Raw genomic sequence first — 26,806 nt, forward strand, 5'->3', positions numbered from 1 at the left:
GGAGACAGCGAGTGAAGGGAGACAGGGCATGATCCGCGTCCTCGTCGCCGAGGACCAGTCCGCCGTTCGCGCCGGACTCGTCCTCATCCTGCGCAGCGCCCCCGACATCGAGGTGGTCGGTGAGGCTGCGGACGGCGAGCAGGCCGTGGCCATGGCCCGTGAACTGCGGCCAGACCTGGTGCTGATGGACGTGCAGATGCCGCGCCTCGACGGGGTGTCGGCGACCCGGCAGGTGGTCGCCGAGGGGCTGGCCGACGTCCTCGTGCTCACCACCTTCGACCTCGACGAGTACGTGTTCGGGGCGCTGCGGGCCGGGGCGGCGGGGTTCCTGCTGAAGAACACCGAGGCGAAGGACCTGATCGAGGCGGTGCGGACGGTGGCGCGCGGCGAGGGTCTGATCGCCCCGGCCGTCACCCGGCGCCTGATCGCCGAGTTCGGCGCGAAGCCGGCCCGGCAGTCGACGGCCGACCCGTCCGTCCTGGACGCCCTCACGCGCCGCGAGCGCGAGGTGCTGTCCTGCCTCGGGGAGGGTCTGTCCAACGCGGACATCGCGACCCGGCTCGACATGGCCGAGGCGACGGTGAAGACGCACGTCAGCCGGTTGCTGGGCAAGCTGGAGTTGCGCAGCCGGGTCCAAGCGGCCGTGCTGGCACAGGAGTTGGGGATCTAGCGGGGCGGAGCGGGGAGCGGAAGGCTACTGGTCCAGACCTATTGACCGATGGTCCAGACCTTTCTATTCTCACCGCACCATGAGTGGGCGTGAGGCTCAGTCGCGCCCCCCTGACTCCCCACCAAGGAGGCGCAGCATGCGCTTCAGACACAGAGCCGCGGCAGGGTTCGCGACCCTGTTGCTCCCGCTGGCCGGTCTCGTCGGCCTCGCGAGCCCGGCCGAAGCCGCGACATCCGCCACCGCCACCTACGCCAAGACCCAGGACTGGGGCTCCGGCTTCGAGGGCAAGTGGACGGTGAAGAACACCGGAACCACGGCCCTCAGCTCCTGGACCGTCGAGTGGGACTTCCCCTCCGGCACCTCCGTCACCTCCTCCTGGGACGCCGACGTCACCTCCTCCGGCACCCACTGGACCGCCAAGAACAAGTCCTGGAACGGCACTCTCGCCCCCGGCGCCTCCGTCACCTTCGGATTCAACGGCACCGGCGCCGGTTCCCCCGCCAACTGCAAGCTCAACAGCGGCAGCTGCGACGGCGGCAGCGTCCCCGGCGACAACCCGCCGTCCGCCCCCGGCACCCCCACCGCCTCCGACATCACCAACACCTCGGCGAAGCTGAGCTGGTCGGCCGCCACCGACGACAACGGCGTCAAGAACTACGACGTCCTGCGCGACGGCACCAAGGTCGCGACGGTGACGACCACCTCGTACACCGACTCCGGCCTGACCGCAGGCACCGACTACTCCTACACCGTCCAGGCCCGCGACACCGCCGACCAGACCGGCCCGGTCAGCGCATCCCGCGCGGTGCGCACCACCGGCGGCACCACGGACCCGCCCCCGACCGGCGACAAGGTCAAGCTCGGCTACTTCACCGAGTGGGGCGTCTACGGCCGCAACTACCACGTCAAGAACCTGGTGACCTCCGGCTCCGCGTCGAAGATCACGCACATCAACTACGCGTTCGGCAACGTCAAGAACGGTCAGTGCACCGTCGACGACACCTACGCCGCCTACGACAAGGCCTACACCGCCGACCAGTCCGTCAGCGGCGCCGCCGACACCTGGGACCAGCCGCTGCGCGGCAACTTCAACCAGCTCCGCCAGCTCAAGGCCAAGTACCCGCACATCAAGGTGCTGTACTCCTTCGGCGGCTGGACCTACTCCGGCGGCTTCGGCCAGGCGGCGCAGAACGCCGCCGCGTTCGCCAAGTCCTGCAAGGCCGTGGTCGAGGACCCGCGCTGGGCCGACGTCTTCGACGGCATCGACATCGACTGGGAGTACCCCAACGCCTGCGGCCTGACCTGCGACACCTCAGGACCTGCGGCCTTCAAGAACCTGATGTCCGCGCTGCGTACCGAGTTCGGCTCGAACTACCTGGTCACCGCGGCCATCACCGCCGACGGCTCGTCCGGCGGCAAGCTCGACGCGGCCGACTACGGCGGCGCCGCACAGTACCTCGACTGGTACAACGTGATGACGTACGACTACTTCGGCGCCTTCGACGCGGACGGCCCCACCGCCCCGCACTCGCCGCTCACCTCGTACGCCGGCATCCCGCAGGCCGGCTTCAACTCCGCGGACGCCATCGCCAAGCTCAAGTCCAAGGGCGTACCGTCCGCCAAGCTGCTGCTCGGCATCGGCTTCTACGGCCGCGGCTGGACCGGCGTCACCCAGTCCGCCCCCGGCGGCTCGGCGACCGGCGCGGCTCCCGGCACCTATGAGGCGGGCATCGAGGACTACAAGGTCCTGAAGAACTCCTGCCCGGCCAACGGCACCATCGCCGGCACGGCGTACGCGCACTGCGGCAACAACTGGTGGTCGTACGACACCCCGTCGACCATCGCCGGGAAGATGACCTGGGCCAAGAACCAGGGCCTGGGCGGCGCGTTCTTCTGGGAGTTCAGCGGCGACACCACGGGCGGTGAGCTGGTGACCGCCATCAACAACGGGCTCAACTGACAAACAGGCGAACCAAGCAAACTAAGCAACATTGACGCGCTGACCGGGCGGGGCTGCCTCAAGCCACGCGAGAAATCCGGTCAGCGCGTCTTCGCTCATGGCGAGTTCCAGGCGCGTGCCCCGGTGCAGACAGGCGAGGATCACGGCGTCGGAGAGGAGCGCCAGCTCCTCCTCGCCCTCGGGGACACGACGGCCGGCGACCTCGATCGCGGAGCGCTCCAGGATGCGGCGCGGGCGATAGGCGTAGGAGAAGACGCGGTACCACTCGATGCGGTCGCCGTTGTAGCGGGCGACGCCGTAGCTCCAGCCCTTGCCGCTGGTGTCGGGTTTCTCGGGTACGTCCCAGCGCAGGGAACAGTCGAAGGTGCCGCCGGAGCGCTGGATGAGCCTGCGGCGCAGGCCGAAGACGAACAGCCCCAGCACCACCAGGGCGACAACGATTCCGCACACAGTCAGAGCGAGGACCATCGACACCGACCTCCTCGTCTCCTAGGTAACGGAACGGAAAAAACTTCCATATCTGCCTCAGCCGCGACCGGCACCGGATTGCTCCGGTCCCAGCCGCGGCTGAGTGACGTCATCGCGAGCGCTCCCCCAGAGCCTAAAGGGCCCGGGAGGTGACCTCGTGGGTCAGCGCGCCGTCGCCGCCTGCAGGCGGACCTCCGCGCGACGGCCTGCGGACGCGTCTTCGTCCGACTGTGCGCGCTCCAGTGCCCGCTCCGCGCGCTGGACATCGATCTCGTCCGACAGCTCGGCGATCTCGGCCAGCAGCGACAGCTTGTTGTCCGCGAACGAGATGAAACCGCCGTGCACCGCGACGATGACAGTTCCACCATCACTCGTACGGATGGTCACCGGGCCCGACTCCAGCACACCGAGCAGCGGCTGGTGACCGGGCATGACGCCGATGTCGCCGGACGTGGTGCGCGCAACGACCAGGGTGGCCTCGCCGGACCAGACCTCACGGTCGGCGGCGACCAGAGCGACGTGCAGCTCAGCAGCCAAGGGTGGCTCCTCGGGTCACCACCCGGCGGTTCTGCCGGGTGTTGGTTACAAGTCTAGTAGGCATGGAAGAGGGGGCGGGACGTGCCCCGCCCCCTCGCCAAGAGCACAAGGCTCACAAGCACCGGTGCGTCAGGAGACGCCCAGCTCCTTCGCGTTCTTCTTCAGGTCCTCGATACCACCGCACAGGAAGAATGCCTGCTCCGGGAAGTGGTCGAACTCACCGTCGATGATCGCGTTGAACGCGGTGATCGACTCGTCCAGCGGCACGTCCGAGCCGTCCACGCCGGTGAACTGCTTGGCGACGTGGGTGTTCTGGGACAGGAAGCGCTCGACACGGCGGGCACGCTGGACGACCAGCTTGTCCTCCTCGCCGAGCTCGTCGATGCCGAGGATGGCGATGATGTCCTGGAGGTCCTTGTACTTCTGCAGGATCCCCTTGACACGCATGGCGGTGTTGTAGTGGTCCGCCGCGATGTACCGCGGGTCCAGGATCCGGGACGTGGAGTCCAGCGGGTCCACGGCCGGGTAGATGCCCTTCTCGGAGATCGGACGGGACAGAACCGTCGTCGCGTCGAGGTGGGCGAAGGTGGTGGCCGGGGCCGGGTCGGTCAGGTCGTCCGCGGGGACGTAGATCGCCTGCATCGAGGTGATCGAGTGACCACGGGTCGAGGTGATGCGCTCCTGGAGGAGACCCATCTCGTCGGCCAGGTTCGGCTGGTAGCCCACCGCGGAGGGCATACGGCCGAGCAGGGTCGACACCTCGGAACCGGCCTGGGTGAAGCGGAAGATGTTGTCGATGAAGAACAGCACGTCCTGCTTCTGGACGTCACGGAAGTACTCGGCCATGGTGAGGCCGGCCAGCGCGACGCGCAGACGGGTGCCCGGGGGCTCGTCCATCTGGCCGAAGACCAGGGCGGTCTTGTCGATGACGCCCGAGTCCGCCATCTCCTCGATGAGGTCGTTGCCCTCACGGGTGCGCTCGCCGACACCGGCGAACACGGAGACACCGTCGTGGTTGTTGGCGACGCGGTAGATCATCTCCTGGATGAGCACCGTCTTGCCGACGCCGGCACCGCCGAACAGACCGATCTTTCCACCCTTGACGTACGGGGTGAGAAGGTCGATGACCTTGACGCCGGTCTCGAACATCTCGGTCTTCGACTCGAGCTCGTCGAAGTTCGGGGCCTTGCGGTGGATGCCCCAGCGCTCGCCCTCGTACTGCTCGTCGACGTTCAGCACCTCACCGAGGGTGTTGAACACCTTGCCCTTGGTGAAGTCGCCGACGGGCACCGTGATGGAGGCACCGGTGTCGGTGACCGGGGCCTGGCGGACCAGACCGTCGGTGGGCTGCATCGAGATCGTGCGGACCAGGCCGTCACCCAGGTGCTGGGCAACCTCAAGGGTCAGCGTCTTCTTCGCGCCGTCCTGGGCCGGGTCGGCCACATCGACGTGAAGGGCGTTGTAGATCTCCGGCATGGCGTCGACGGGGAATTCCACGTCGACGACCGGGCCGATGACCCGGGCGACGCGGCCCGTGGCAACGGCCGTCTCAACTGTCGTCGTCATTACCTGTCACTCCCCGCGGTCGCGTCGGCCAGGGCTGCGGAGCCACCGACGATCTCGCTGATTTCCTGGGTGATTTCGGCCTGGCGGGCCGCGTTGGCAAGCCGCGAGAGCGTCTCGATGAGCTCTCCCGCGTTGTCGGTGGCCGACTTCATCGCGCGCCGCGTGGCGGCGTGCTTGGAGGCGGCCGACTGGAGCAGCGCGTTGTAGATACGGCTCTCCACGTAGCGCGGCAGCAGGGCGTCGAGGACGTCCTCCGCCGAGGGCTCGAAGTCGAACAGCGGAAGGATCTCGCCCTTGGGGGCAGCCTCCTTCGCGACCTCTTCGAGGCTGAGCGGCAGCAGACGGTCGTCGAGGGCCGTCTGCGTCATCATCGAGACGAACTCGGTGAAGACGATGTGGAGTTCGTCCACGCCGCCCTCGGCCGTGTCCTTCTCGATCGCCTCGATCAGCGGGGCCGCGACCTTCTTGGCGTCCGCGTACGACGGCTCGTCCGTGAACCCGCTCCACGACTCCGCGATCTTGCGCTCACGGAAGTTGTAGTGGGCGACACCACGGCGGCCGACGATGTAGATCTCGACCTCCTGGCCCTCGCGCTCCAGACGCGCGGTCAGCTGCTCCGCGGTCTTGATGGCGTTCGAGTTGAAGGCACCGGCGAGACCCCGGTCGCTCGTCAGGAGCAGCACCGCGGACCGCGTGACCGTCTCGGCCTGCGTGGTCAGCGGGTGCTTGGTGTTCGAGCCGGTACCCACCGCCGTGACCGCGCGGGTGAGCTCGGTCGCGTACGGCGTGGAGGCCGCCACCTTGCGCTGTGCCTTGACGACACGCGAGGCGGCGATCATCTCCATCGCCTTGGTGATCTTCTTGGTCGCGGTGACGGATCGGATGCGACGCTTGTAGACCCGGAGCTGGGCTCCCATGAGTCAGGTCCCTTCCTTACGTCACTTGGCCGCGGCCGGGGCGTCCTCGCCGAGAAGCTTGCCGTCCGAGGTCTCGAACTGCTTCTTGAACTCGGCGATGGCGTCGGCAACAGCGGTGAGGGTGTCGTCCGACATCTTGCCGCCCTCCTTGATGGAGGTCATGAGGCCCTGCTCCTTGCGGTGCAGGTACTCCAGGAGCTCCTTCTCGAAGCGGCGGATGTCGCCGACCGGAACGTCGTCCATCTTGCCGGTGGTGGCACCCCAGACCGAGACGACCTGGTCCTCGGTGGCCATCGGCTGGTACTGAGCCTGCTTGAGCAGCTCGACCAGACGCGAACCACGCTCCAGCTGCGCCTTCGACGCGGCGTCCAGGTCGGAACCGAAGGCGGCGAACGCCTCCAGCTCGCGGTACTGGGCCAGGTCCAGACGGAGACGACCGGAGACCTGCTTCATCGCCTTGTGCTGCGCGGAACCACCGACTCGGGAGACGGAGATACCGACGTTCAGCGCGGGGCGCTGGCCGGCGTTGAACAGGTCCGACTCCAGGAAGCACTGGCCGTCGGTGATGGAGATGACGTTGGTCGGGATGAACGCCGAGACGTCGTTGGCCTTGGTCTCGACGATCGGCAGACCGGTCATCGAGCCGGCGCCCAGGTCGTCGGAGAGCTTCGCGCAGCGCTCCAGCAGACGGGAGTGCAGGTAGAAGACGTCACCCGGGTAGGCCTCACGGCCCGGCGGGCGGCGCAGCAGCAGGGACACGGCGCGGTAGGCGTCGGCCTGCTTCGAGAGGTCGTCGAAGATGATGAGGACGTGCTTGCCCTCGTACATCCACTGCTGACCGATGGCCGAACCGGTGTACGGCGCCAGGTACTTGAAGCCGGCCGGGTCGGACGCCGGGGCGGCGACGATGGTCGTGTACTCCAGCGCGCCGGCCTCTTCCAGGGCGCCCCGCACGGAGGCGATGGTCGAGCCCTTCTGGCCGATGGCGACGTAGACGCAGCGGACCTGCTTCTTCGGGTCGCCCGAGCGCCAGTTCTCACGCTGGTTGATGATCGTGTCGACGGCCAGGGCGGTCTTGCCGGTCTGGCGGTCACCGATGATCAGCTGACGCTGGCCACGGCCGATCGGGGTCATCGCGTCGACGGCCTTGTAGCCGGTCTCCATCGGCTCGTGCACCGACTTACGGGCCATGACGCCCGGAGCCTGAAGCTCCAGGGCGCGGCGGCCGGACGTCTCGATCTCGCCGAGGCCGTCGATCGGGTTGCCGAGCGGGTCGACGACGCGGCCGAGGTAGCCCTCGCCGACGGCCACGGAGAGGACCTCGCCGGTACGGGAGACCGGCTGACCCTCCTCGATGCCGCTGAACTCACCGAGGACGACGGCACCGATCTCGCGCTCCTCGAGGTTGAGGGCGAGGCCGAGGGTGCCGTCCTCGAACTTCAGCAGTTCGTTGGCCATGGCCGAGGGAAGACCCTCGACCTTCGCGATGCCGTCGCCGGCAAGGGTGACCGTACCGACCTCCTCGCGCGAGGCCGCGTCCGGCTTGTACGACTGGACGAAGGTCTCCAGTGCGTCCCGGATCTCCTCCGGCCGGATCGTGAGCTCCGCCATCTGGGTTCCCTGCTCTCCTTGTTGGGCCCGAAGTTTCACTTTGGGGGGATGGGGACTCCCCCCTGAAAGAGGTGAATCCTCTGCACGGCCCAACATGGGCCGTCGTGAGTACGTCTTGCTATTAAGTTGCGGTCAGCTCGCCAGGCGGCGGCCGGCATCCTCGATGCGGTCCGCGAGGGAGCCGTTGATGACCTCGTCGCCGACCTGCACCCGGATTCCGCCGACCACCTCGGGGTCCACGTCCAGGTTGAGGTGCATCGGACGGCCGTAGAGCTTCGCGAGGACGGCGCCCAGGCGCTGCCTCTGCCCGTCGCTCAGCGGCACTGCCGAGGTGACCACGGCCACCATGCGATCGCGGCGATCGGCGGCGAGCTTGGACAGGGACTCCAGTCCCGACTCCAGGCTACGTCCACGCGGCGCGGTAACAAGACGCGTCACCAGACGCTCGGTGGTCGCCTTGGCCCGGCCGCCGAGCAGGCTGCGCAGCAGCTCGCTCTTGGCCGACGCCGTCGCAGCGCGGTTGGTCAGCGCGGCGCGCAGCTCGGTGCTCGAAGTGACGATCCGGCCGAACCGGAACAGCTCGTCCTCGACATCGTCGAGCGTGCCCGCCTTCTGCGCGGCGGTGAGGTCGGCGGTGCTCGCCAGCTCCTCCAGCGCGTCCACCAGGTCGCGGGACTGCGACCAGCGGGAGCGCACCATGCCGGCCAGCAGATCGACGATCTCCCCGCCGATCTGGCCACCGAGCAGGCGCTGGGCCAGCTCGGCCTTGGCCTCACCGGCCTGCGCCGGGTCGGTCAGGACCCGACGCAGCGACACCTCGCGGTCGAGCAGCGCGGTGACGGCGGCCAGCTCGTCAGCGAGCTTGGCCGCGTCGACGGACGTCGAGTCCGTCAGCGCGTCGAGACGCTCACGTGCGGCTGCCAGGGCCTCGCGGCTCGCTCCGTTCATCGGCCGGCCTCGGCCTTCTCCTCGAGGTCGTCGAGGAAGCGGTCGATCACGCGGCTCTGCCGGGCGTGGTCCTCGAGGGACTCACCGACGAGCTTGCCGGCCAGGTCGGTGGCGAGCTTGCCGACGTCCTGACGCAGCGCGGAAGAGGCGGCCTTGCGGTCGGCCTCGATCTGCGCGTGACCGGCGGCGACGATCTCCTCGCGCTGCCGCTGGCCTTCCGCACGCATCTCGGCGATGAGCGCGGCGCCCTGCTCCTGCGCCTCCTGGCGCAGACGCGCGGCCTCGTGCCGGGCCTCTTGGAGCTGGGCCTTGTACTGCTCGAGGACGCTCTGCGCCTCGACCTGCGCCGCCTCGGCCTTCTCAATACCACCTTCGATCGCCTCGCGGCGCTCTTCCAGAACCTTGTTGATGTTCGGAAGCAACTTCTTCCAGAAGAAGAAGAACACGATGGCGAAGGCGATGGTGCCGACGAGCAGCTCGGGGCCGGGAGGAGTGAGCGGGCTCTGCTCACTCTCGGCCGCCAGCTGTACCCAATTGGCGATCATCTCAGTGCCTTTCGTCGAAACGTGTCGGTAAGGGGTGATTACTGACCGAACACGAACGGCATAACGATGCCGATGAGGGCGAGCGCCTCACAGAAGGCGAAGCCGAGGATCTGGTTGGCGCGGATCAGACCGGCAGCCTCGGGCTGACGGGCGAGCGCCTGGGTGCCGTTACCGAAGATGATGCCGACGCCGACGCCGGGGCCGATGGCGGCGAGGCCGTAACCGATCGAACCGAGCGAACCGGTGACAGCGGCAAGGGTCTCAGTGGCAGCCATGCTGATTCTTCCTTCTCTTTCTTGGACCGGCGGGGGTTGGCCACCGGACGTTCTGGGGCGTGAGGGGCGGTGCTACTCAGTGGTGCTCGGCGAGAGCGCCCTGAATGTAGGAGCAGGCGAGGAGTACGAAGACGTACGCCTGGACCGCCTGCACGAAAAGCTCGAAGCCGATCATGGCGATGGTCATCACGAACGAGACGCCGGCCGCCGGGATCATCCAGCTGTTCAGCAGGTACCAGGAGGCGACGGTGAACATCACCAGCATCAGGTGACCGGCGAACATGTTGGCGAAGAGTCGGACCGCGTGTGTGAACGGCCGGACGAGCAGGTTCGAGAAGAACTCGATGACCATGACCAGCGGCAGCACCGCGCCCAGCGACTTGTCGTAGCCCGTGACGTTCTTGAAGAAGCCGACGAAGCCGTGACGCTTGAAGGTCAGGGAGACCCAGGTCACGTAGACGACGGCCGCCAGCACGATCGGGAACGAGATGATCGACGAGACCGGGAACTGGGCCAGCGGAATCACGGACCAGATGTTCATGATCCAGATGAAGAAGAAGAGCGAGACCATCAAGGGGACGTACTTCTCGCCCTCCTTCTTGCCGAGCGTCTCGTACACGATGTTGCGGCGTACGAAGTCGTAACCGGCCTCGCCGACCATCTGCAGCTTGCCCGGGACGACCTTGGCCTTGCCGAAGGCGGCCCAGAAGAAGGAGACGACGAGCAACGTGGTGATGAGCGCGAGCAGCATCACCTTGTTGAACTCGAAGCCGCCGAACTCGGCAATCGGCTGGAACAAGAACGAGTGCAGGCCCGGAGCCGGGAAGCCACAGCCGTTGTCGGACATGATCCGACAGCTCCAGTCAAAGGCGAGCTGGGTCTGGTCAGCACTCACCGCGGGCTCCTTCGGCGTGACGCATGGGTACGGCAACCTCGTTGTGTCGGCGCGGCGCGCAGCCGCGGATCGGCACTGGACTGGTGTTACGGATGTGAGGGCGGCTGGGGGGCATCAAGCCTCGCGATTGAGCAGGCGTCAGCTCAGATGCCCGCGCCCGCGATGCCGCAGTTGGCACCGGACGATAGCAGGAGATACCCGAAGCCTTTATCCCGGGCCTACCCCTCACGACGACGACCCGGACTTCTCGGACTTGTCGCTCTTCTCGTGGTCGGGGTCGACGTAGAAGATCTTGGCTTTCATGTGCGCACGAGCCTGCGCAGCCATCCACACGACGGTCGCGATGACCAGCGAGGCGGCAAACGCCTTCGCGTTGAAGAGGGAGGTGTCCTTGAAGAGGGCGACGAAGATCAGAAGCAGCAGGAGCTGGGCGACATAGAGCATCAGCCCCATGGCCTGGAACAACTGCGGGAGCGTTTTTGCCGTCCACTGGAGGACGATGAGGCCGATCCCCATGAAGAGGATGGCCAGCACCGTGCCGACAGCCGCACCGATCGCACCCTTACCGCCGGCGACCGCACCACTGACCGCGACCGCGACCGCGCCGACCGCGGCTGTGGGCACAGCGATCTGCAGAAGGTTCCGGGCGTCATTGGACGGCATGGCGGCAGCTCCGCTTTCACGGTGGGGGCAGGGGTGTCGTCATGGACGAGCGTAGTCCCCGGGTTGAGATGAGGACCTCACGCCAATGGACCGTCGCACTACGGCCCTTCGGCTCTATCCGGGGTTCTCGTGAACCGTATCACAAACTATTTGATGAGGTCTTTACCTGGAGGTGTGCTCGGTGTCACACATGAGAGTGACCGTGCACGTCTGTGCAGAAACCCGGCTGACTTGTCTGGTATTGGGAAGCTTCGTTCCCCCATGACTTGGCAATGCTCTAGTCAGATTCTTACCTTGGGGCTCTCTTACCTTGACCGTCAGCGCGACGTTCCGGCTTTACGCCGGTCCAGGAGCCGCGAACGGGCGCCGATCGCGGTCGCTCCGTTGACGCGCGAGACCCCCGCGGCGACCGGCGTGCGGGGCTCCGCGTCGGACGGGGTCCCGGCCGGGGCGTCCGCCCCTGTCTCGGCGGAGGCGGTCTGCGGCGTCGTGGCGGCCGGTTCCATGACGGCCCCACGGCGGCGGTAGCGCGGCGGTACGAAGGCCTCGGCCCAGCGCGGGGTGCGCGGTGTGAAGCGGGGCAGCAGGAGCATCACGAGCCCGATGGCGCTGAGGAACACCACGCCCAGCACGATCCACATCGACGCCGAGTTCACGGAGTAGGCGAGCGCGCCGAAGGCGATCAGCGCCGACCAGAAGTACATGATCAGCACCGCGCGGCTGTGGGAGTGGCCGATCTCCAGCAGGCGGTGGTGCAGATGGCCGCGGTCGGCGGCGAACGGCGACTGGCCGCGCCAGGTACGGCGCACGATCGCCAGCACCAGGTCGGCGGCCGGGATCGCGATGATCGTCAGCGGCAGCAGCAGCGGGATGTAGACCGGGACCGTCGCGTGCACGGCCTGCTTCTCACTGCCGTCCATGAACAGCTTCAGCGCGTCCGGGTCGACCTGCCCGGTGATGGAGATGGCACCCGCGGCGAGCACCAGGCCGATCAGCATCGAGCCGGAGTCGCCCATGAAGATCCGCGCCGGGTGCATGTTGTGCGGCAGGAAGCCCAGGCACATGCCCATCAGGATCGCCGAGAACAGCGTGGCGGGGGCGGCGGCCTCGATGCCGTACGACACCCAGACGCGGTAGGCGTAGAGGAAGAACGCGGCCGACGCGATGCACACCATGCCGGCCGCGAGGCCGTCCAGGCCGTCGACGAAGTTGACCGCGTTGATGGTGATCACGACCAGCGCGACCGTCAGCAGGGTGCCCTGCCACTGGGTCAGGGCGACCGAGCCGAAGCCGGGGATGGGCAGCCACAGGATCGTCAGACCCTGCATGACCATGACGCCGGCGGCGATCATCTGGCCGCCGAGCTTGATCAGGGCGTCGATCTCGAACTTGTCGTCCAGGACACCGATCAACCAGATGAGCGCGGCTCCGGAGAGCAGCGCCCGCGGTTCGTTGGACTTCTCGAAGACCGTACTGAGGTTGGTGAGGTGGTCGGCGACCAGCAGGCCCGCGCACAGGCCGAAGAACATCGCGATACCGCCGAGCCGTGGAGTGGGTTCCCGGTGCACGTCGCGTGCCCGGATCTCCGGCATGGCTCCGGCCACGATCGCGAATTTCCGCACCGGCCCTGTCAGCAGATACGTCACCGCGGCCGTGATGCAGAGCGTCAGCAGGTATTCACGCACGGGCTTCCCCACAAGTCTCGCCGGCCATCTCAGCCACACACCCTAGCGATCGACTCACACACGGCGCATATGTGCGGGGACGATCGGGTAGTGACGATGGTTGCATGTGTGGCTGTGAGCGTGGGTGTACGGGGGAGCGCCTACCCCCTTTCGCGCGGGATACGGCGGAAAAGAGCGGGCCGGGCCGACAGGCGGCGGACCCGGCCCGGGGTTCGGACGCCGGCCTCAGCTGAGCAGCGGGGAACCCGTCAGCGTCCACCAGTCCTGCCAGCCCTCGCCGTCCCCGTCGATGTCCCACTGCACCTGGCCGTCGGACGACCAGTACAGGTCGGGGTCGAAGTTGCTGCGGGGAGTGTTGCATCGTGCGGTGGCCGCCCACAGGTCATTGGCGGATGCCGTGTAGTCGCAGGTGTAGTTCCTGTTGATGTAGTCGATGCCGCCCGAGGAGAAGCGGTACTCCAGTCGGGAGTTCACCCGGAAGCCGTCGAACTTCCTGCCGACCGCCGCGGCCGGGGTGGTCGCCGACCAGCTGATCCGCACAGGTCGAGGTCGGACTTGTTGAGCAGGGCCACCCGCCTCTCCTGGGTACTGGAGGTGCACGCTTCCGTTGCCGCCTGGCCGGGCGGCGTGGGCACCCGTCAGCCGGGATACGGCGGAAAGGCCGTGACCAGTTCCCGCACCTCCTGACGGCCCCGCTTGCCCTCGACCTGACCGGACAGCACGCTCACCATCAGGGCCGCGATCCTCGTCATCTCCTCCTCCCCCATGCCCTGGGTGGTCGCCGCGGCCGTGCCGAGCCGGAGCCCGCGGGCGTCGGCGTGGGGCAGGGCGCAGCAGTCCAGGACGATGCCGGCGGCCGCGAGCCGTCCGCGCGCGGCTCGGCCGTCGACGCCGAGCGGCGCCGGGTCGGCGGTGATGAGGTGGGTGTCGGTGCCGCCGGTGGTGACGACCAGCCCCTGCGCGGCCAGCGCGGCCGCAAGGTGCCTCGCGTTGGCGACCACCTGATGGGCGTACGCCGCGAACGCCGGTGTCGCCGCCTCGCCGAACGCCACGGCCTTGGCGGCGATGGTGTGCATCTGCGCACCGCCCTGGGTGAAGGGGAACACGGCGCGATCGACGCGCTCGGCGAGGTCCGAGCCGCACAGGACCATGCCGCCGCGCGGGCCGCGCAGCACCTTGTGGGTGGTGGCGCACACCACATCGGCGTACGGCACCGGGTTCGGCGCCGCTCCCCCGGCGACGAGCCCGATGGGGTGGGCGGCGTCGGCGATGAGGTAGGCGCCCACCTCGTCGGCGACCGCGCGGAAGAAGGCGTAGTCGATGTGGCGGGGATAGGCGATGGATCCGCACACGATCGCCTTGGGCCGGTGGCTCAGGGCCAGGGTGCGCACCTGGTCGTGGTCGATGAGCCCGGTCTCCGCGTCGACGCCGTAGGGGACGAAGTCGAACCAGCGGCCGGAGAAGTTCGCGGGCGAGCCGTGCGTGAGGTGGCCGCCGTACGGCAGCCCGAGGGCGAGCACGGTGTCGCCGGGCCGCAGCAGGGCGGCGTAGGCGGCGAGGACGGCCGAAGACCCCGAGTGGGGCTGCACGTTGGCGTGCTCGGCCCCGAACAGCAGCTCGGCCCGCTCCACGGCGAGCCGTTCGGCGACGTCGACCATCTCGCACCCGCCGTGGTACCGGGCGCCCGGATACCCCTCCGCGTACTTGTTGGCCAGCGGCGACCCGAGCGCCGCCAGCACGGCCGGCGACGTGAAGTTCTCGGCGGCGATGAGCTGGAGGGTGGTCGACTGCCGGTCGAGCTCCCCGAGCAGGATGTCCGCCAGCTGCGGGTCCTGCCGGCGCAGGACGTCGGCCTCGATGGCATGGGTGACCGTCATGGTGGGCTCCGGGCGTGCGTCGACGGTGACGTACGACCAATGTAGGCCCGGGACGACAGGGACGCCCCGTTGTTGCGTCCTGGCGGGTGCTCCGGTGGCGCTGCGGCACTCGCGTCAGGCCCGCGCGGCGACGCCCGTCAGCGCCGTCACCACCGGATCCAGCGCCTCGTGTATCTCGTCCCCCACCGACCGGAAGAACGGCAAGGGTGCCCCGTACGGGTCGTACACCTCGTCCGCCTCCGCCGTCGGCGCGAGGAGCCACCCGCGTAGAGCCGCCGCCGCGCGGACCAGGGCGCGTGCGCGGAAGACCACGCCGTCCTCCAGCGGGGGCAGCGTCGCGGGGTCTATCGCCTTCACCAGGCGGGTGAACTCCTTCAGCGTGAAGGTGCGCAGGCCCGCCGAGTGGCCCATGGAGATGACCTGGGCGCGGTGGTCGCGGGTGGCCGTCAGGACCAGGTCGGCGCGGATGACGTGCTCGTCGAGGAGCTCGCGGCCGGTGAAGCCGGAGGCGTCCGCGCCGAAGTCGGCGAGGACGGTCTCCGCGTTGGATTCCATGGGCGCGCCCTCGTGGCCCCAGGTGCCCGCGCTCTCCACGATCAGCCCGCCGCCGAGCACGCCGAGCCGCTGCGCCACGAAATGACGGGTCAGCCGCTCGGTGATCGGCGAGCGGCACACATTGCCGGTGCTGACGTGGAGGATGCGGAAGCTGTCGCGCGGTAGCCCGACGAAGGTCGTCGTGATCTCCGCGGCACGTTCCCCGTTGCCTATGCCACGCCCCGCTTCAGGGGCTGTCAATTGGCCACCTCGAGGTCGGGTACGACCTTGCGCAGCTCCTCGGCCGAGAGGGCGCCGGCGCGCAGGAGGAGCGGGACCTCGCGGGTGACGTCGACGATCGAGGACGGGACGTTGCCGGGGGTCGGGCCGCCGTCCAGGTAGACGGAGACCGAGTCGCCGAGCATCTCCTGCGCGGCGTCACAGTCCTCGGGGGCGGGGTGGCCCGTCAGGTTCGCCGAGGAGACCGCCATGGGGCCGACCTCGGTGAGCAGCTCGATGGCGATCGGGTGCAGTGGCATGCGCACGGCAACCGTGCCCCGGGTGTCGCCCAGGTCCCACTGCAGCGACGGCTGGTGCTTGGCGACCAGCGTCAGCGCGCCCGGCCAGAACGCGTCCACCAGCTCCCAGGCCAGCTCCGAGAAGTCGGTGACGAGACCGTGGAGCGTGTTCGGGGAGCCGATCAGCACAGGGGTGGGCATGGTGCGGCCCCGGCCCTTGGCCTCCAGCAGATCGCCGACGGCCTCCTTGGTGAACGCGTCGGCGCCGATGCCGTACACCGTGTCGGTCGGGAGGACCACGAGCTCGCCACGGCGGACGGCGGACGCTGCTTCACGCAGACCGGTCGTGCGGTCGGTCGCGTCGTTGGTGTCGTATCGCCGTGCCATATCTAGCGGGCCTCCTCGTACACGAAGTACACGTGCTGCGGGACTGAAGTGCGGGGGGTGGTCACGGCAGCGCCTTGCGGGCGGTCGCGAACCTCGGGCGGTTGTTGAGGTCGGGGTGGTCGGCCGCGTCGGCCCAGCCCCGCTCCTCGGTGAAGATCCACGGCACCTGGCCGCCCTGGGTGTCGGCGTGCTCGATGACGACGACACCGCCGGGGCGGAGCAGACGGTGTGCGGTCCGTTCCAGACCGCGGATGAGGTCGAGGCCGTCCTCCCCCGAGAACAGCGCGAGTTCGGGATCGTAGTCCCGCGCCTCGGGAGCGACGTACTCCCACTCGGTGAGCGGGATGTAGGGCGGGTTGGAGATGACCAGGTCGACCTGGCCGTCGAGGTCGGGGAAGGCGTCCAGGGCGTTGCCCTGCCGCAGGTCGACGCGCGAGCCCTCCACGTTCTTGCGCGTCCACACCAGGGCGTCCTCGGACAGCTCCACGGCGTGCACGCGCGAGCGCGGGACCTCCTGGGCGAGGGCGAGCGCGATGGCGCCGGAGCCGCTGCACAGGTCGACGATGCAGGGCTCGACGACGTCCATCGCGCGCACTGCGTCTATGGCCCAGCCGACCACCGACTCGGTCTCGGGGCGGGGCACGAACACCCCGGGCCCGACTTGGAGTTCGAGATAGCGGAAGTACGCCCGCCCGGTGATGTGCTGCAGCGGCTCACGCTGCTCACGGCGGGCGATGACCTCCCAGTACCGGGCGTCGAAGTCCGCGTCCTTCACGGAGTGCAGCTCGCCCCGCTTCACGCCGTGCACGAACGCGGCGAGCTCCTCCGCGTCGTTGCGCGGCGAGGGCACGCCGGCGTCGGCCAGCCGCTGGGTGGCCTGTGCCACCTCCGCGAGCAGCACGCTGCGGGGGCTTTGGGGTCGCCCCCCAAGAGATTGCTGCACGCATGTCCTCCGTGTCGTACTCGTCCGTGCGTACGTCCTTTACGTCCTTACGCAGCCGCCAGCTTCGCCGCCGAGTCCGCGTCGACGCAGGCCTGGATCACCGAGTCGAGGTCGCCGTCCAGGACCTGGTCCAGGTTGTAGGCCTTGAAGCCGACGCGGTGGTCCGAGATGCGATTCTCCGGGAAGTTGTAGGTACGGATCTTCTCGGAGCGGTCGACCGTGCGGACCTGGCTGCGGCGGGCGTCGGCGGCTTCCTTCTCCGCCTCCTCCTGCGCCGCGGCAAGCAGCCTGGAGCGCAGGATACGCATCGCCTGCTCCTTGTTCTGCAGCTGGCTCTTCTCGTTCTGGCAGGAGGCGACGACTCCGGTCGGAATGTGCGTGATGCGCACCGCGGAGTCGGTCGTGTTGACGGACTGGCCGCCGGGTCCGGAGGACCGGTAGACGTCGATCCGGAGGTCGTTCGGGTTGATCTCGACGTCGATCTCCTCGGCCTCGGGCGTGACCAGCACACCGGCCGCCGAGGTGTGGATACGGCCCTGCGACTCGGTCGCCGGCACCCGCTGCACGCGGTGCACACCGCCCTCGTACTTCAGCCGCGCCCACACGCCCTGCCCGGGCTCGGTGGCACCCTGGCCGCCCTTGGTCTTCACCGCGACCTGGACATCCTTGTAGCCGCCGAGCTCGGACTCGGTGGTGTCGATGATCTCGGTCTTCCAGCCGACGCGCTCCGCGTAGCGCAGGTACATGCGCAGCAGGTCGCCGGCGAACAGCGCCGACTCGTCGCCGCCCGCGCCCGCCTTGATCTCGAGGATGACGTCCTTGTCGTCGCTGGGGTCGCGCGGCACGAGCAGCAGGCGGAGCTTCTCCGTCAGCTCCTCGCGCTGCTTGTCCAGCTCCTTGACCTCGGCGGCGAACTCCGGGTCGTCGGCGGCGAGTTCACGCGCCGTCTCGATGTCGTCGCCGGTCTGCTTCCAGGAGCGGTACGTGGCGACGATCGGGGTGAGCTCGGCGTAGCGCTTGTTCAGCTTGCGCGCGTTCGCCTGGTCGGCGTGGACCGACGGGTCGGCGAGCTTCGTCTCCAGGTCGGCGTGCTCAACGACCAGGTCCTCGACGGCCTCGAACATCTTGGGGCTCCTGTGTCCGTACGTGTGTGAAGGGCGGGCGACCAAAAACGCCGGTCCCGGCACGCCTGGGAAGGGCGTGGCCGTGGACCGGCGAAATGGGGCTCGCTACTTCTTGGAGCCGGCGGCAGCCTTGCCGAAGCGGGCCTCGAAGCGGGCCACACGGCCACCGGTGTCGAGGATCTTCTGCTTGCCCGTGTAGAACGGGTGGCACTCGGAGCAGACCTCGGCGCGGATGGTGCCGCTGGAGATGGTGCTACGGGTGGTGAACGACGCGCCACAGGTGCAGCTGACCTGCGTCTCGACGTACTCGGGGTGGATCTCGCGCTTCAAGGTGTCTCCTAGTTTCGGGAGGGCGCCGGGTCGCAGCCGCGGGATGCGGGAGCGTGAACCGGAGCCGACGTACCAGTCTGCCAGGACTGGGGCCATCCCCCAAAACCGGGGGTTCCTGTGATCTATTCCCTGTGGGTGGGGGGTGGGTTCGCCCAGGGGGGTGCCGCTTGATCGCCGCCGGCGTGGTGCGGGTCCGTTGTGGCTGGTCGCGCAGTTCCCCGCGCCCCTAAGCGGCGTTGACCACGCCGTTGGCATCACCGGTCGCCGTGCCCTTGGTGGCCGCCTTCGGGATCGCCTTGTCGGCCTTCAAGGCCTCCCACACCATCTTCGACTTCGCCTTCGCCACGATCACGCGGTTCGGGTCCGCCGGGTCGTACTGGACCGGCATCGTGACCATGGTCATGTTCTTGGAGCTGATGCCCTTGAGGCCGCCCGCGAAGGACATGAGCTTGTTGACCGAGCCGAGGTCGGAGTCGGTCGTGACCGTCTTGGTGGCGGTGTTGGCCAGGTCGTAGAGCCTCTTGGGGTTGCCGAAGAGGTTGATGTCCTTGACCTGGTTGATGAGGGCCTTGATGAAGGCCTGCTGGAGCTGGATGCGGCCGAGGTCGGAGCCGTCACCGACGCCGTGCCGGGTGCGGACCAGGCCGAGGGCCTGCTTGCCGGTGAGCTGGTGGGTGCCGGCCTTGAGGTCGAGGTGGCTGTCGGGGTCGTTGATGTTCTTGGTGGTGGTGACCTCGACGCCGCCGAGCTCGTCGATCAGCTTCTGGAAGCCGGAGAAGTCGACCTCCAGATAGTGGTCCATGCGGATGCCGCTGAGGGACTCGACGGTCTTCACCGCGCAGGCGGCGCCGCCCGTGCCGTACGCCTCGTTGAACATGACGCCGGACGCGGCGTCGTGCGTGGTTCCGTTCGCGTCGGTGCACTTGGGGCGGTCGACCAGGGTGTCGCGCGGGATGGAGACCACGCTGGCCTTCTTGTGGCCCTCGTAGACGTGCACGATCATCGCCGTGTCCGAGCGGGCGCTGCCGTCGTCGGTGCCGCCGCCGACCTTCTTGTTGTTGCCGGAGCGGGTGTCGGAGCCGAGGACGAGGATGTTCTCCGAGCCGTTGTCGACCTTCTCGGGGCGGTCGGTGCCGAGGGCCTGGTCGATGTCGACGCTCTTGAGGTTGCCGTTGAGCTTGAAGTACAGGTACCCGGCGCCGGTGCCGCCCAGGACGACGATGCCGGCTGCCGTCCAGGCCATGATCAGCAGACCCTTGCGTTTGTCGCGGGGCTTGCGACGGCGGCCCTTGGCGCGATGGCGCGGACCTGTGGTGCCGGCCTCACCCGGTATGGCGGGCTCCGGCGTGCTCTCGGCAGACATGTGCTCCTCAGTTCTCGTCCGGTCGGTTACCCCCTGATTTCAGGGTCAGGCGTGGCCAATTGGCCCGTACCACACCATCGTGACCCCGTCCGGTCAGACGGGGAAACTCGGAGAAGGGTTGCACAACGGACCATGCCCACCGCCGAGGAGCGATGGGCACGGTCCGTAGGGGGTGATACCGGGTGGGCCCGTCTCACCTGCGATTTCAGCCGAAGATGTCGTACTGCTTGAAATCGGTGCCGACGGACTTCGGTGTGGCAAAGATCTCGCTGGTGGCCTTTCCGGTGCCCGGGTACAGGTAGAGCGTGCCGGCGGAGTTGCGGGCCAGGAAGTCGGCCTTGCCGTCGCCGGTGATGTCACCGACGGCGTCGAATCCGTTGTACGTCGCCCACGTGCGCACCTTGATCCGGGTGGCGAAGGCGCCCGTACCGGACTTGCCGGTGCCCTTGAACAGGTAGATGTAGCCGCCGGACGAGCTGCGCGCGATCAGGTCGGTCTTGCCGTCGCCGGTGAAGTCGCCGTGTCCGCGCAGGGAGTTGTACTGGTTCCAGCCGGAGCCGACCTTCACCCTGGTCCCGAACGTGCCGTTGCCGTTGCCCGGGTAGATCCAGAGGTAGCCGCCGGAGTCGACCGAGAGCAGGTCGGGCTTGTAGTCGCCGGTGACATCGCCCGGGACGACGATGCGGGTGCGGGTCTTCCAGTTGTCGGCGATCTGCTTGGTGGCCCAGGTGCCGCTGGACGGCACGTAGTGCGACCAGAACACGTCGCCGTCGGCGCTGCGCCGGTACAGCAGGTCCTGGTAGCCGTCCCGGTCGAGGTCGGTCTGCAGGACGACGTTGACGCCGTCCCAGTTGCCCCAGGACTCGCGTGCGGCGAACGACGTGCCGTTGGAGTCCTTCGAGTAACCGGTCTTGGTGGAGGCGTTGCGCACCCACATGTCGGCGCGGTGGTCACCGCTGATGTTGGTGTCGTCGACCCGCGGGTAGGCGGCACCGACATAGCCGCTGACCTTGGCGAAGACGCTGTACGCGCCCTCGGCCACGCAGTCCTGCACACCCCAGGAGACGACACCGACGATCCGGCCGTTCACGACGAGCGGCCCGCCGGAGTCACCGTTGCAGGCGGAGGTCGTACCGCTGTCGCTGCCGCTCGCCGGCGTGCCCGCGCAGACCATGTGGCCCTTGATGAACTCGGTGCCGTAGTAGCCCGCGCAGGTGCTGTCGGACTGGATCGGCAGCGTGGCCGTCTTCAGCGTCTCGGAGATGTCCTGGCTGGTGGAGCTGGTACGGCCCCAGCCGTAGACCTTGGCGCTCGTCCCGGCGGCGTACGAGGCGGTGTCACCGGACGTCGTCATACGGATCGGCGTCGCCTTGACCGGGTTGGCCAGGGTGATGACGGCGATGTCGTTGTCGATCGTCGTCGAGCTGTACGACGGGTGGTACCACTGCCGGTGCGGCAGCGTGACGGTGCCGCCGTGCAGGTCGCTGTTGCCGGCGTCGTCGGTGGTGGGCAGCTGGGCGGTGCCGGTGACGACGGCGCCGTAGTTGTACCAGTCGTAGCCCTTGACGCAGTGCGCGGCGGTGAGGATCTTCGTCGGCGCGACGACGGCGCCGCCGCAGAAGAACCCGAGGTCGTCGGCCTCGTCGGTGGTGCCCTGGTCGTCGTAGTACCAGAGCTGCGCCATCCAGGGCGCCGAGGTGATGCCGGTCGTGGTGCCGCCGATGACCATGGGGCTCACCGTGGAGTCATCGGAGGAGGCGCTGGTACTCGCGCTGTACGACGACTTCTTCGCCGTCTCCCCCGCGGTGTCGTCCCCGGCGACGGCACCCGCGACGCGCCGCTCCAACTCGGCGAGCGAGGCGGAACTCGTGGCGGGCTTCACGGTGGGCTCGGGCAGCGCGGTCGCGGCCCCGGCGGACGAGGTCAGCAGCGCGGCGGCGACGGCCGCGGCGAGGCCGACGGCGGCGACGGGCAGCCCGAAACGTATCCGGCGTCTGTGCCGACCGCTGCCGGACATGGTGGTGGTCAAGAAGGTCCCCCCAGGGATGCGTGAGCAGGAAGGGGCGCACGGACACGCCCGTCCCTATCAGCGCCAAAAGGCCGCCCTACGTCACTGAATGACGTAGGGCGGCCTCAACGCCCCAAGGGGGCGCGGGGAACTGCGCGACCAGCCACGACGAACCTGCAGTCGACGACCGGCGAGCAGCCCTCAATGACTAGTCGCCATTACCAGGCGTCGGCGTCGTCTTCTGGATCTGCAGCAGGAACTCGGCGTTCGACTTCGTCTGCTTCATCTTGTCGAGAAGCAGCTCGATCGCCTGCTGCGAGTCGAGCGCGTGCAGCACCCGGCGCAGCTTCCACACGATGGCCAACTCGTCGCTGCCGAGCAGGATCTCTTCCTTACGGGTACCGGACGCGTCGACGTCCACCGCCGGGAAGATGCGCTTGTCCGCGAGCTTGCGGTCGAGCTTGAGCTCGGCGTTACCGGTGCCCTTGAACTCCTCGAAGATGACCTCGTCCATGCGGGACCCGGTGTCGACAAGAGCGGTCGCCAGGATGGTGAGCGAGCCACCGTCCTCGATGTTCCGCGCCGCACCGAAGAAGCGCTTCGGCGGGTACAGCGCGGTCGAGTCGACACCACCGGACAGGATGCGGCCAGACGCAGGCGCGGCCAGGTTGTACGCACGGCCCAGACGCGTGATCGAGTCGAGCAGCACGACCACGTCGTGGCCCAGCTCCACCAGACGCTTGGCGCGCTCGATGGCGAGCTCGGCGACCGTGGTGTGGTCCTCGGCCGGACGGTCGAAGGTCGAGGAGATGACCTCGCCCTTGACCGACCGCTGCATGTCGGTGACCTCTTCCGGACGCTCGTCGACCAGGACGACCATCAGGTGGCACTCGGGGTTGTTGTGCGTGATCGCGTTGGCGATGGCCTGCATGATCATGGTCTTGCCGGTCTTCGGCGGGGCCACGATCAGGCCGCGCTGGCCCTTACCGATCGGCGCGACGAGGTCGATGATGCGGGTGGTGAGGATGCCCGGGTCCGTCTCCAGACGGAGGCGGTCCTGCGGGTACAGGGGCGTCAGCTTGTTGAACTCCGGCCGCCCGCGCCCGGATTCGGGCGCCATGCCGTTGACGGAGTCCAGGCGGACCAGCGCGTTGAACTTCTCGCGCCGCTCGCCTTCCTTCGGCTGACGGACCGCACCGGTGACGTGGTCGCCCTTGCGCAGGCCGTTCTTGCGGACCTGGGCGAGGGAGACGTACACGTCGTTGGGACCCGGCAGGTAGCCCGACGTACGGATGAAGGCGTAGTTGTCGAGGATGTCCAGGATGCCCGCGACGGGGATCAGCACGTCGTCGTCGGCGACCTGCGGCTCGCTGCCCATCTCGTCGCGGCCACGACGGCCACGCCGGTCCCGGTAACGCCCGCGACGGCCACGGCGGCCGCCCTCGAAGTCGTCGTCGTCCTGCGGGCCGTTGTCACGCTGACGGTCCTGACGGTCCTGACGACCGCCGCCCTGCTGCTGGCCCTGCTGGCGGTCCTGACGGCCGCCGCCTTGCTGGTCGTCGCCCTTGCGGCGGTCACCGCGGTCCCCGCGGTCACGGTCCCGGCCGCGCTCACGACGGTCACGGCCACGGCGGCCCTCGCCGCCCTCACCGGCGTCGCCCTTGGCGTCGCCCTGCTGGGCCTGCGACTGCGCGGGCGTCTCGGCCTTCGGCTCGCTCTTGGCCTCGGCGGCGACCGTCTCGGGCGCGGCAGCGGCAGCGGGGCTGCCCGCGTCGGCGGTGGCGCGGCGACGGCGGCGCTCGGCCGGCGCGTCCTCTCCCCCACGCTCGAATTCGCTCGCGCGGGAGGGGCCCCCAGCCGGCTGGCCGGGAATCTCGATCTGCTGCTGGGCCACGGCCTTCTCGGCGGGGGCCTCAGCCGCCTTCTCCGCCTTCTTCTCGGCGTCGTCGCCGGTACGGGCCTTGGAGGTGGCGCGGCGCTTGGGCTTGGTCTCGGTGGCGGACTCCGTCTTGGGAGCCGCGGCACCTCCCCCGGCCTGCGCCTCCTTGATGACCTCGATCAGCTGGCTCTTGCGCATACGCGCGGTGCCCTTGATGCCGAGGCCGGATGCGACCTGCTGCAGCTCTGCCAGCACCATGCCCTCGAGGCCGGTACCGCGGCGCCGCCGGGAGCCGGCACCGGTGGCAGGCGCGGAGGCGTCCGTGGCGGGCGCGGCAGCGGTCTCCTCGACACGTGCGCCCATCAGATCGGTGGTGTCGCTCACGAAGGGTCCTTCCCTGGAGCGGACGTCGGCCTGTCTGGCTCGGCGACCGTTTGTGCTGTCCGGCTTCGGTCCTTGGTGTGTGGACCGTGCCGGGGCGGTGGTCCGCCCATAGCGGCGGAGGAAATATCTGGGATGGCGCTTCCCAAAGCCGTGACACGGAGTGTCTGTGTCATGTGGCTTGGTCGCACCGGTTCCGGAGCGTGCCCGGCAAGTCGCTCAGTGCCCGCGTACGAGGTACTGCCCGCGTACGTCGTACGAAACACAGTGCGGCTTGGGAGGCTCCCGGAAGGATGTCTGTCCCGGACGGGGACACAAAGCACCTCGCCATGGTGGGGTCGGGTGCAGACTTGAGGTTAACACTACCGGATCCAACAAACATTCCCCCTCTCGAAATCCGGCAACCGTGTGTCAGGTCGCAAGCGGCAGCACGCTCGCTCCCTGGGCGTCGAGGTCGAGCCGGTTCGCGGCCCACCCCTCGCCTGCCAGATGGGCGACCTTGTCGGCACTGTCCTCATCGGCCAGTGCCAGAACGGTGGGGCCCGCGCCGGAAATGACCGCCGGGACTCCGTCGGCCCGCAGCCGCTCCACCAGCGCCGCGCTCTCGGGCATCGCGGGTGCTCGGTACTCCTGGTGGAGACGGTCCTCGGTGGCGGGCAGCAGCAGCTCGGGGCGCCTGGTCAGGGCCTCGACGAGCAGGGCGGCACGGCCCGCGTTGGTGGCGGCGTCGACGTGCGGCACGGTGCGCGGGAGCAGTCCGCGCGCGGTCTCGGTGAGGACCGGCTTTCCGGGCACGAAAACCACCGGAACGATGGAATCGGCGGGATCCATCCTGATCGCCCGCGCGGCGCCGCCCTCCATCCAGGAGAGGGTGAATCCGCCGAGCAGACAGGCCGCCACGTTGTCGGGGTGCCCCTCGATCTCGGTCGCGAGCTCCAGCAGGGCGGCGTCGTCGAGCTTGGAGTCGCCGCCTATGGTCACGGCGCGCGCGGCGACGATGCCGGCGCAGATGGCGGCCGACGAGGAGCCGAGGCCGCGGCCGTGCGGGATGCGGTTGGCGCAGACGATCTCCAGGCCGCGCGGCTGGCCGCCCAGAAGGTCGAAGGCGGTACGCAGGGAACGTACGAGAAGGTGGTTTTCGTCACGCGGCAGCGTCTCGCTGCCCTCACCCGCGATGTCGATGTGCAGCCCGGAGTCGGCCACCCGGACGACGACGTCGTCGTAGAGCCCCAGCGACAGGCCAAGGGCGTCGAAGCCCGGGCCGAGGTTGGCGCTGGTGGCGGGGACGCGCACCCGGACGGCGGCGGCGCGGAAGGCTGGACCGGCCATCGCTCGATGACTCTCCTTGAGCTGCGTGATTGTCGAAGACATTCGATGACGTACGACGGACCCTGGAGCCGCGTCCGGCCGCGAGGCCGGTGGCGTACCCCTGCCGCTTCCGGGCCGCGGAGACGGCGCGGCCACGTGCCCCATGCGGAGGCATATGCGGCGGGCGGGTTCAGTACAGCCTATCGAAGGTAGGTTCTGTGGCGACATAGGGCGCACAGGAGGCGCACGATGCGTGTCGTAAGCCCCCTGTGCACCCCCCGTAGGGAAGTTCCCCAGGTAAGCGCCCTCGTACTCGCTTGCGCGAGCCTACTGCGACGGGGTGTGGCGGCGCTTACGCCAGCCCGAGCCGCTCGGCCGCCGTCACCGCGTCGACCGGGACGGTGACGGGCTGCGGGGCGCCGGCGACGGCCCAGTCGGGGTCCTTGAGGCCGTTACCGGTGACGGTGCACACGATGCGCTGGCCCGGGTCGACCAAGCCCAGCTCGGCGGCCTTCAGCAGACCGGCCACGGACGCGGCGGAGGCGGGCTCCACGAAGACGCCCTCCTGAGCGGCCAACAGCCGGTAGGCGCGCAGGATTTCACGGTCCGTCACCTCGTCGATGAACCCGCCGGACTCCTCCTTCGCCGCCAGGGCGAACTGCCAGGACGCCGGGTTGCCGATGCGGATGGCGGTGGCGATGGTCGACGGGTCCTTGACGATCTCGCCGCGCACGATGGGCGCGGAACCGGAGGCCTGGAAACCCCACATGCGCGGGGTCCGCTTCGAGACACCGTCGGCGGCGTACTCCTTGTAGCCCTTCCAGTACGCGGTGATGTTGCCCGCGTTGCCCACCGGCAGGACGTGGATGTCGGGGGCGTCGCCCAGCATGTCCACGATCTCGAAGGCGGCCGTCTTCTGCCCCTCGATACGCACCGGGTTGACCGAATTGACCAGCGCCACGGGGTAGTTGTCGCTCAGGTCGCGGGCGAGCGTGAGGCAGTCGTCGAAGTTGCCGTCGACCTGGAGGATCTTCGCGCCGTGGACGAGGGCCTGGCCCATCTTGCCGAGCGCGATCTTGCCCTGCGGGACGAGAACGGCCGAAACCATGCCCGCGCGCACGGCGTAGGCCGCGGCGGAGGCGGAGGTGTTGCCGGTGGAGGCGCAGATGACCGCCTTGGCCCCCTCCTCCTTGGCCTTGCTGATGGCCATGGTCATTCCGCGGTCCTTGAAGGACCCGGTCGGGTTCGCACCCTCCACCTTGAGGTGGACCTCGCAGCCCGTGCGCTCGGAGAGCACCTGCGCGGGCACGAGGGGCGTGCCGCCCTCACGGAGCGTCACGACCGGAGTGGTGTCGGAGACGGGCAGCCGGTCCCGGTACTCCTCTATGATTCCGCGCCACTGGTGGGTCATTGC

25 protein-coding genes are annotated in these 26,806 nt (G+C 68.7%); 2 read left to right on the forward strand and 23 right to left on the reverse strand.

Translation table 11 applies throughout. The features are described from left to right. Positions 1–28 precede the first annotated feature (28 nt). Entirely contained in the window at positions 29–670 is a 642-nt protein-coding gene (locus tag ACIA8X_RS10980; RefSeq protein ID WP_393448881.1) for a response regulator, read from the forward strand. Between the two features lie 136 nt (positions 671–806). Then, a complete protein-coding gene (locus tag ACIA8X_RS10985) occupies positions 807–2,630 on the forward strand; it encodes a glycosyl hydrolase family 18 protein (RefSeq protein WP_393448878.1) in 1,824 nt (607 codons plus the stop codon). Positions 2,631–2,651: 21 nt separating this feature from the next. On the opposite strand, the gene ACIA8X_RS10990 is transcribed toward ACIA8X_RS10985, so the two are convergent. The 23 genes from ACIA8X_RS10990 to thrC all read right to left on the reverse strand — a co-directional run bounded on the left by ACIA8X_RS10990 (position 2,652) and on the right by thrC (position 26,803). Continuing rightward, positions 2,652–3,098 (reverse strand): DUF2550 domain-containing protein, encoded by a 447-nt coding sequence (locus tag ACIA8X_RS10990; RefSeq protein ID WP_093906582.1) that lies wholly within the window; start codon positions 3,096–3,098, stop codon positions 2,652–2,654. 162 nt (positions 3,099–3,260) lie between these two features. Continuing rightward, complete coding sequence (locus ACIA8X_RS10995) at positions 3,261–3,635, reverse strand: F0F1 ATP synthase subunit epsilon (RefSeq protein WP_393448875.1); 375 nt, start codon at positions 3,633–3,635, stop codon at positions 3,261–3,263. A 129-nt stretch (positions 3,636–3,764) separates the two neighbouring features. After that, positions 3,765–5,201 (reverse strand): F0F1 ATP synthase subunit beta, encoded by a 1,437-nt coding sequence (atpD, locus tag ACIA8X_RS11000; protein ID WP_393448872.1) that lies wholly within the window; start codon positions 5,199–5,201, stop codon positions 3,765–3,767. Further along, entirely contained in the window at positions 5,201–6,118 is a 918-nt protein-coding gene (locus ACIA8X_RS11005; protein WP_393448869.1) for a F0F1 ATP synthase subunit gamma, read from the reverse strand. Before ACIA8X_RS11005 ends, atpD begins: the two co-directional genes overlap by 1 nt. A gap of 21 nt (positions 6,119–6,139) precedes the next feature. Next, positions 6,140–7,729 carry a F0F1 ATP synthase subunit alpha gene (gene atpA / locus ACIA8X_RS11010; protein ID WP_393448866.1) on the reverse strand — a complete coding sequence of 530 codons (1,590 nt, stop codon included), beginning with the start codon at positions 7,727–7,729 and terminating at the stop codon, positions 6,140–6,142. Between the two features lie 132 nt (positions 7,730–7,861). Then, on the reverse strand, positions 7,862–8,677 hold the full coding sequence (locus tag ACIA8X_RS11015) for a F0F1 ATP synthase subunit delta (RefSeq protein ID WP_399458218.1): 816 nt from the start codon (positions 8,675–8,677) through the stop codon (positions 7,862–7,864). After that, on the reverse strand, positions 8,674–9,222 hold the full coding sequence (locus ACIA8X_RS11020) for a F0F1 ATP synthase subunit B (RefSeq protein ID WP_393448860.1): 549 nt from the start codon (positions 9,220–9,222) through the stop codon (positions 8,674–8,676). Before ACIA8X_RS11020 ends, ACIA8X_RS11015 begins: the two co-directional genes overlap by 4 nt. A gap of 38 nt (positions 9,223–9,260) precedes the next feature. Continuing rightward, on the reverse strand, positions 9,261–9,497 hold the full coding sequence (locus ACIA8X_RS11025) for a F0F1 ATP synthase subunit C (protein ID WP_269661666.1): 237 nt from the start codon (positions 9,495–9,497) through the stop codon (positions 9,261–9,263). Positions 9,498–9,573: 76 nt separating this feature from the next. Continuing rightward, positions 9,574–10,344, reverse strand: coding sequence for a F0F1 ATP synthase subunit A (gene atpB / locus ACIA8X_RS11030; RefSeq protein ID WP_393449019.1), 771 nt, complete (start codon positions 10,342–10,344; stop codon positions 9,574–9,576). Between the two features lie 273 nt (positions 10,345–10,617). Continuing rightward, entirely contained in the window at positions 10,618–11,055 is a 438-nt protein-coding gene (locus ACIA8X_RS11035) for a hypothetical protein (RefSeq protein WP_399458219.1), read from the reverse strand. Positions 11,056–11,372: 317 nt separating this feature from the next. Continuing rightward, a complete protein-coding gene (locus ACIA8X_RS11040) occupies positions 11,373–12,740 on the reverse strand; it encodes an MraY family glycosyltransferase (protein ID WP_393448854.1) in 1,368 nt (455 codons plus the stop codon). 225 nt (positions 12,741–12,965) lie between these two features. Beyond that, positions 12,966–13,280 (reverse strand): hypothetical protein, encoded by a 315-nt coding sequence (locus ACIA8X_RS11045; protein WP_393448851.1) that lies wholly within the window; start codon positions 13,278–13,280, stop codon positions 12,966–12,968. Positions 13,281–13,378: 98 nt separating this feature from the next. Next, positions 13,379–14,617: a serine hydroxymethyltransferase gene (glyA, locus tag ACIA8X_RS11050; protein WP_393448849.1), complete on the reverse strand. Its 1,239-nt coding sequence runs from the start codon at positions 14,615–14,617 to the stop codon at positions 13,379–13,381. 114 nt (positions 14,618–14,731) lie between these two features. Further along, the gene (locus ACIA8X_RS11055; protein WP_393448846.1) at positions 14,732–15,412 is read right to left on the reverse strand and encodes a protein-tyrosine-phosphatase; all 681 of its coding nucleotides are present in this window, start codon (positions 15,410–15,412) and stop codon (positions 14,732–14,734) included. Next, positions 15,409–16,056, reverse strand: coding sequence for an L-threonylcarbamoyladenylate synthase (locus ACIA8X_RS11060; RefSeq protein ID WP_399458220.1), 648 nt, complete (start codon positions 16,054–16,056; stop codon positions 15,409–15,411). The genes ACIA8X_RS11055 and ACIA8X_RS11060 overlap by 4 nt, the downstream gene beginning before the upstream one ends. 61 nt (positions 16,057–16,117) lie before the next feature. Further along, positions 16,118–16,957, reverse strand: a complete 840-nt coding sequence (gene prmC, locus ACIA8X_RS11065; RefSeq protein WP_250089048.1) for a peptide chain release factor N(5)-glutamine methyltransferase — start codon at positions 16,955–16,957, stop codon at positions 16,118–16,120. An 89-nt stretch (positions 16,958–17,046) separates the two neighbouring features. Then, the gene (gene prfA, locus ACIA8X_RS11070) at positions 17,047–18,123 is read right to left on the reverse strand and encodes a peptide chain release factor 1 (protein ID WP_393448840.1); all 1,077 of its coding nucleotides are present in this window, start codon (positions 18,121–18,123) and stop codon (positions 17,047–17,049) included. Between the two features lie 105 nt (positions 18,124–18,228). Further along, positions 18,229–18,453, reverse strand: a complete 225-nt coding sequence (gene rpmE / locus ACIA8X_RS11075; RefSeq protein WP_151785881.1) for a 50S ribosomal protein L31 — start codon at positions 18,451–18,453, stop codon at positions 18,229–18,231. Between the two features lie 226 nt (positions 18,454–18,679). Next, positions 18,680–19,816 carry an LCP family protein gene (locus ACIA8X_RS11080; RefSeq protein WP_393448836.1) on the reverse strand — a complete coding sequence of 379 codons (1,137 nt, stop codon included), beginning with the start codon at positions 19,814–19,816 and terminating at the stop codon, positions 18,680–18,682. A gap of 205 nt (positions 19,817–20,021) precedes the next feature. Continuing rightward, complete coding sequence (locus ACIA8X_RS11085) at positions 20,022–21,833, reverse strand: trypsin-like serine protease (RefSeq protein WP_393449016.1); 1,812 nt, start codon at positions 21,831–21,833, stop codon at positions 20,022–20,024. Between the two features lie 199 nt (positions 21,834–22,032). Further along, positions 22,033–24,087, reverse strand: coding sequence for a transcription termination factor Rho (gene rho, locus ACIA8X_RS11090; RefSeq protein ID WP_393448833.1), 2,055 nt, complete (start codon positions 24,085–24,087; stop codon positions 22,033–22,035). A gap of 408 nt (positions 24,088–24,495) precedes the next feature. Next, positions 24,496–25,413, reverse strand: a complete 918-nt coding sequence (thrB, locus tag ACIA8X_RS11095; RefSeq protein ID WP_393448830.1) for a homoserine kinase — start codon at positions 25,411–25,413, stop codon at positions 24,496–24,498. A gap of 331 nt (positions 25,414–25,744) precedes the next feature. Continuing rightward, positions 25,745–26,803 carry a threonine synthase gene (gene thrC, locus ACIA8X_RS11100; RefSeq protein ID WP_393448826.1) on the reverse strand — a complete coding sequence of 353 codons (1,059 nt, stop codon included), beginning with the start codon at positions 26,801–26,803 and terminating at the stop codon, positions 25,745–25,747. Positions 26,804–26,806 lie beyond the last annotated feature (3 nt).

The organism is Streptomyces sp. NPDC051738 (genome assembly GCF_044453205.1).
GTDB lineage: Bacteria > Actinomycetota > Actinomycetes > Streptomycetales > Streptomycetaceae > Streptomyces.

Coding starts and splice junctions, on each gene's coding strand:
- ACIA8X_RS11015 (WP_399458218.1), bottom strand. CDS start 8,677: ATGAACGGAGCGAGCCGCGAGGCCCTGGCAGCCGCACGTGAGCGTCTC.
- ACIA8X_RS11085 (WP_393449016.1), bottom strand. CDS start 21,833: ATGTCCGGCAGCGGTCGGCACAGACGCCGGATACGTTTCGGGCTGCCC.
- ACIA8X_RS11005 (WP_393448869.1), bottom strand. CDS start 6,118: ATGGGAGCCCAGCTCCGGGTCTACAAGCGTCGCATCCGATCCGTCACC.
- ACIA8X_RS11025 (WP_269661666.1), bottom strand. CDS start 9,497: ATGGCTGCCACTGAGACCCTTGCCGCTGTCACCGGTTCGCTCGGTTCG.
- atpA (WP_393448866.1), bottom strand. CDS start 7,729: ATGGCGGAGCTCACGATCCGGCCGGAGGAGATCCGGGACGCACTGGAG.
- ACIA8X_RS10980 (WP_393448881.1), top strand. CDS start 29: ATGATCCGCGTCCTCGTCGCCGAGGACCAGTCCGCCGTTCGCGCCGGA.
- ACIA8X_RS11020 (WP_393448860.1), bottom strand. CDS start 9,222: ATGATCGCCAATTGGGTACAGCTGGCGGCCGAGAGTGAGCAGAGCCCG.
- atpD (WP_393448872.1), bottom strand. CDS start 5,201: ATGACGACGACAGTTGAGACGGCCGTTGCCACGGGCCGCGTCGCCCGG.
- ACIA8X_RS11035 (WP_399458219.1), bottom strand. CDS start 11,055: ATGCCGTCCAATGACGCCCGGAACCTTCTGCAGATCGCTGTGCCCACA.
- atpB (WP_393449019.1), bottom strand. CDS start 10,344: ATGTCCGACAACGGCTGTGGCTTCCCGGCTCCGGGCCTGCACTCGTTC.
- thrB (WP_393448830.1), bottom strand. CDS start 25,413: ATGGCCGGTCCAGCCTTCCGCGCCGCCGCCGTCCGGGTGCGCGTCCCC.
- glyA (WP_393448849.1), bottom strand. CDS start 14,617: ATGACGGTCACCCATGCCATCGAGGCCGACGTCCTGCGCCGGCAGGAC.
- thrC (WP_393448826.1), bottom strand. CDS start 26,803: ATGACCCACCAGTGGCGCGGAATCATAGAGGAGTACCGGGACCGGCTG.
- ACIA8X_RS10985 (WP_393448878.1), top strand. CDS start 807: ATGCGCTTCAGACACAGAGCCGCGGCAGGGTTCGCGACCCTGTTGCTC.
- ACIA8X_RS11080 (WP_393448836.1), bottom strand. CDS start 19,816: ATGTCTGCCGAGAGCACGCCGGAGCCCGCCATACCGGGTGAGGCCGGC.
- ACIA8X_RS11060 (WP_399458220.1), bottom strand. CDS start 16,056: ATGGCACGGCGATACGACACCAACGACGCGACCGACCGCACGACCGGT.
- ACIA8X_RS10990 (WP_093906582.1), bottom strand. CDS start 3,098: ATGGTCCTCGCTCTGACTGTGTGCGGAATCGTTGTCGCCCTGGTGGTG.
- prfA (WP_393448840.1), bottom strand. CDS start 18,123: ATGTTCGAGGCCGTCGAGGACCTGGTCGTTGAGCACGCCGACCTGGAG.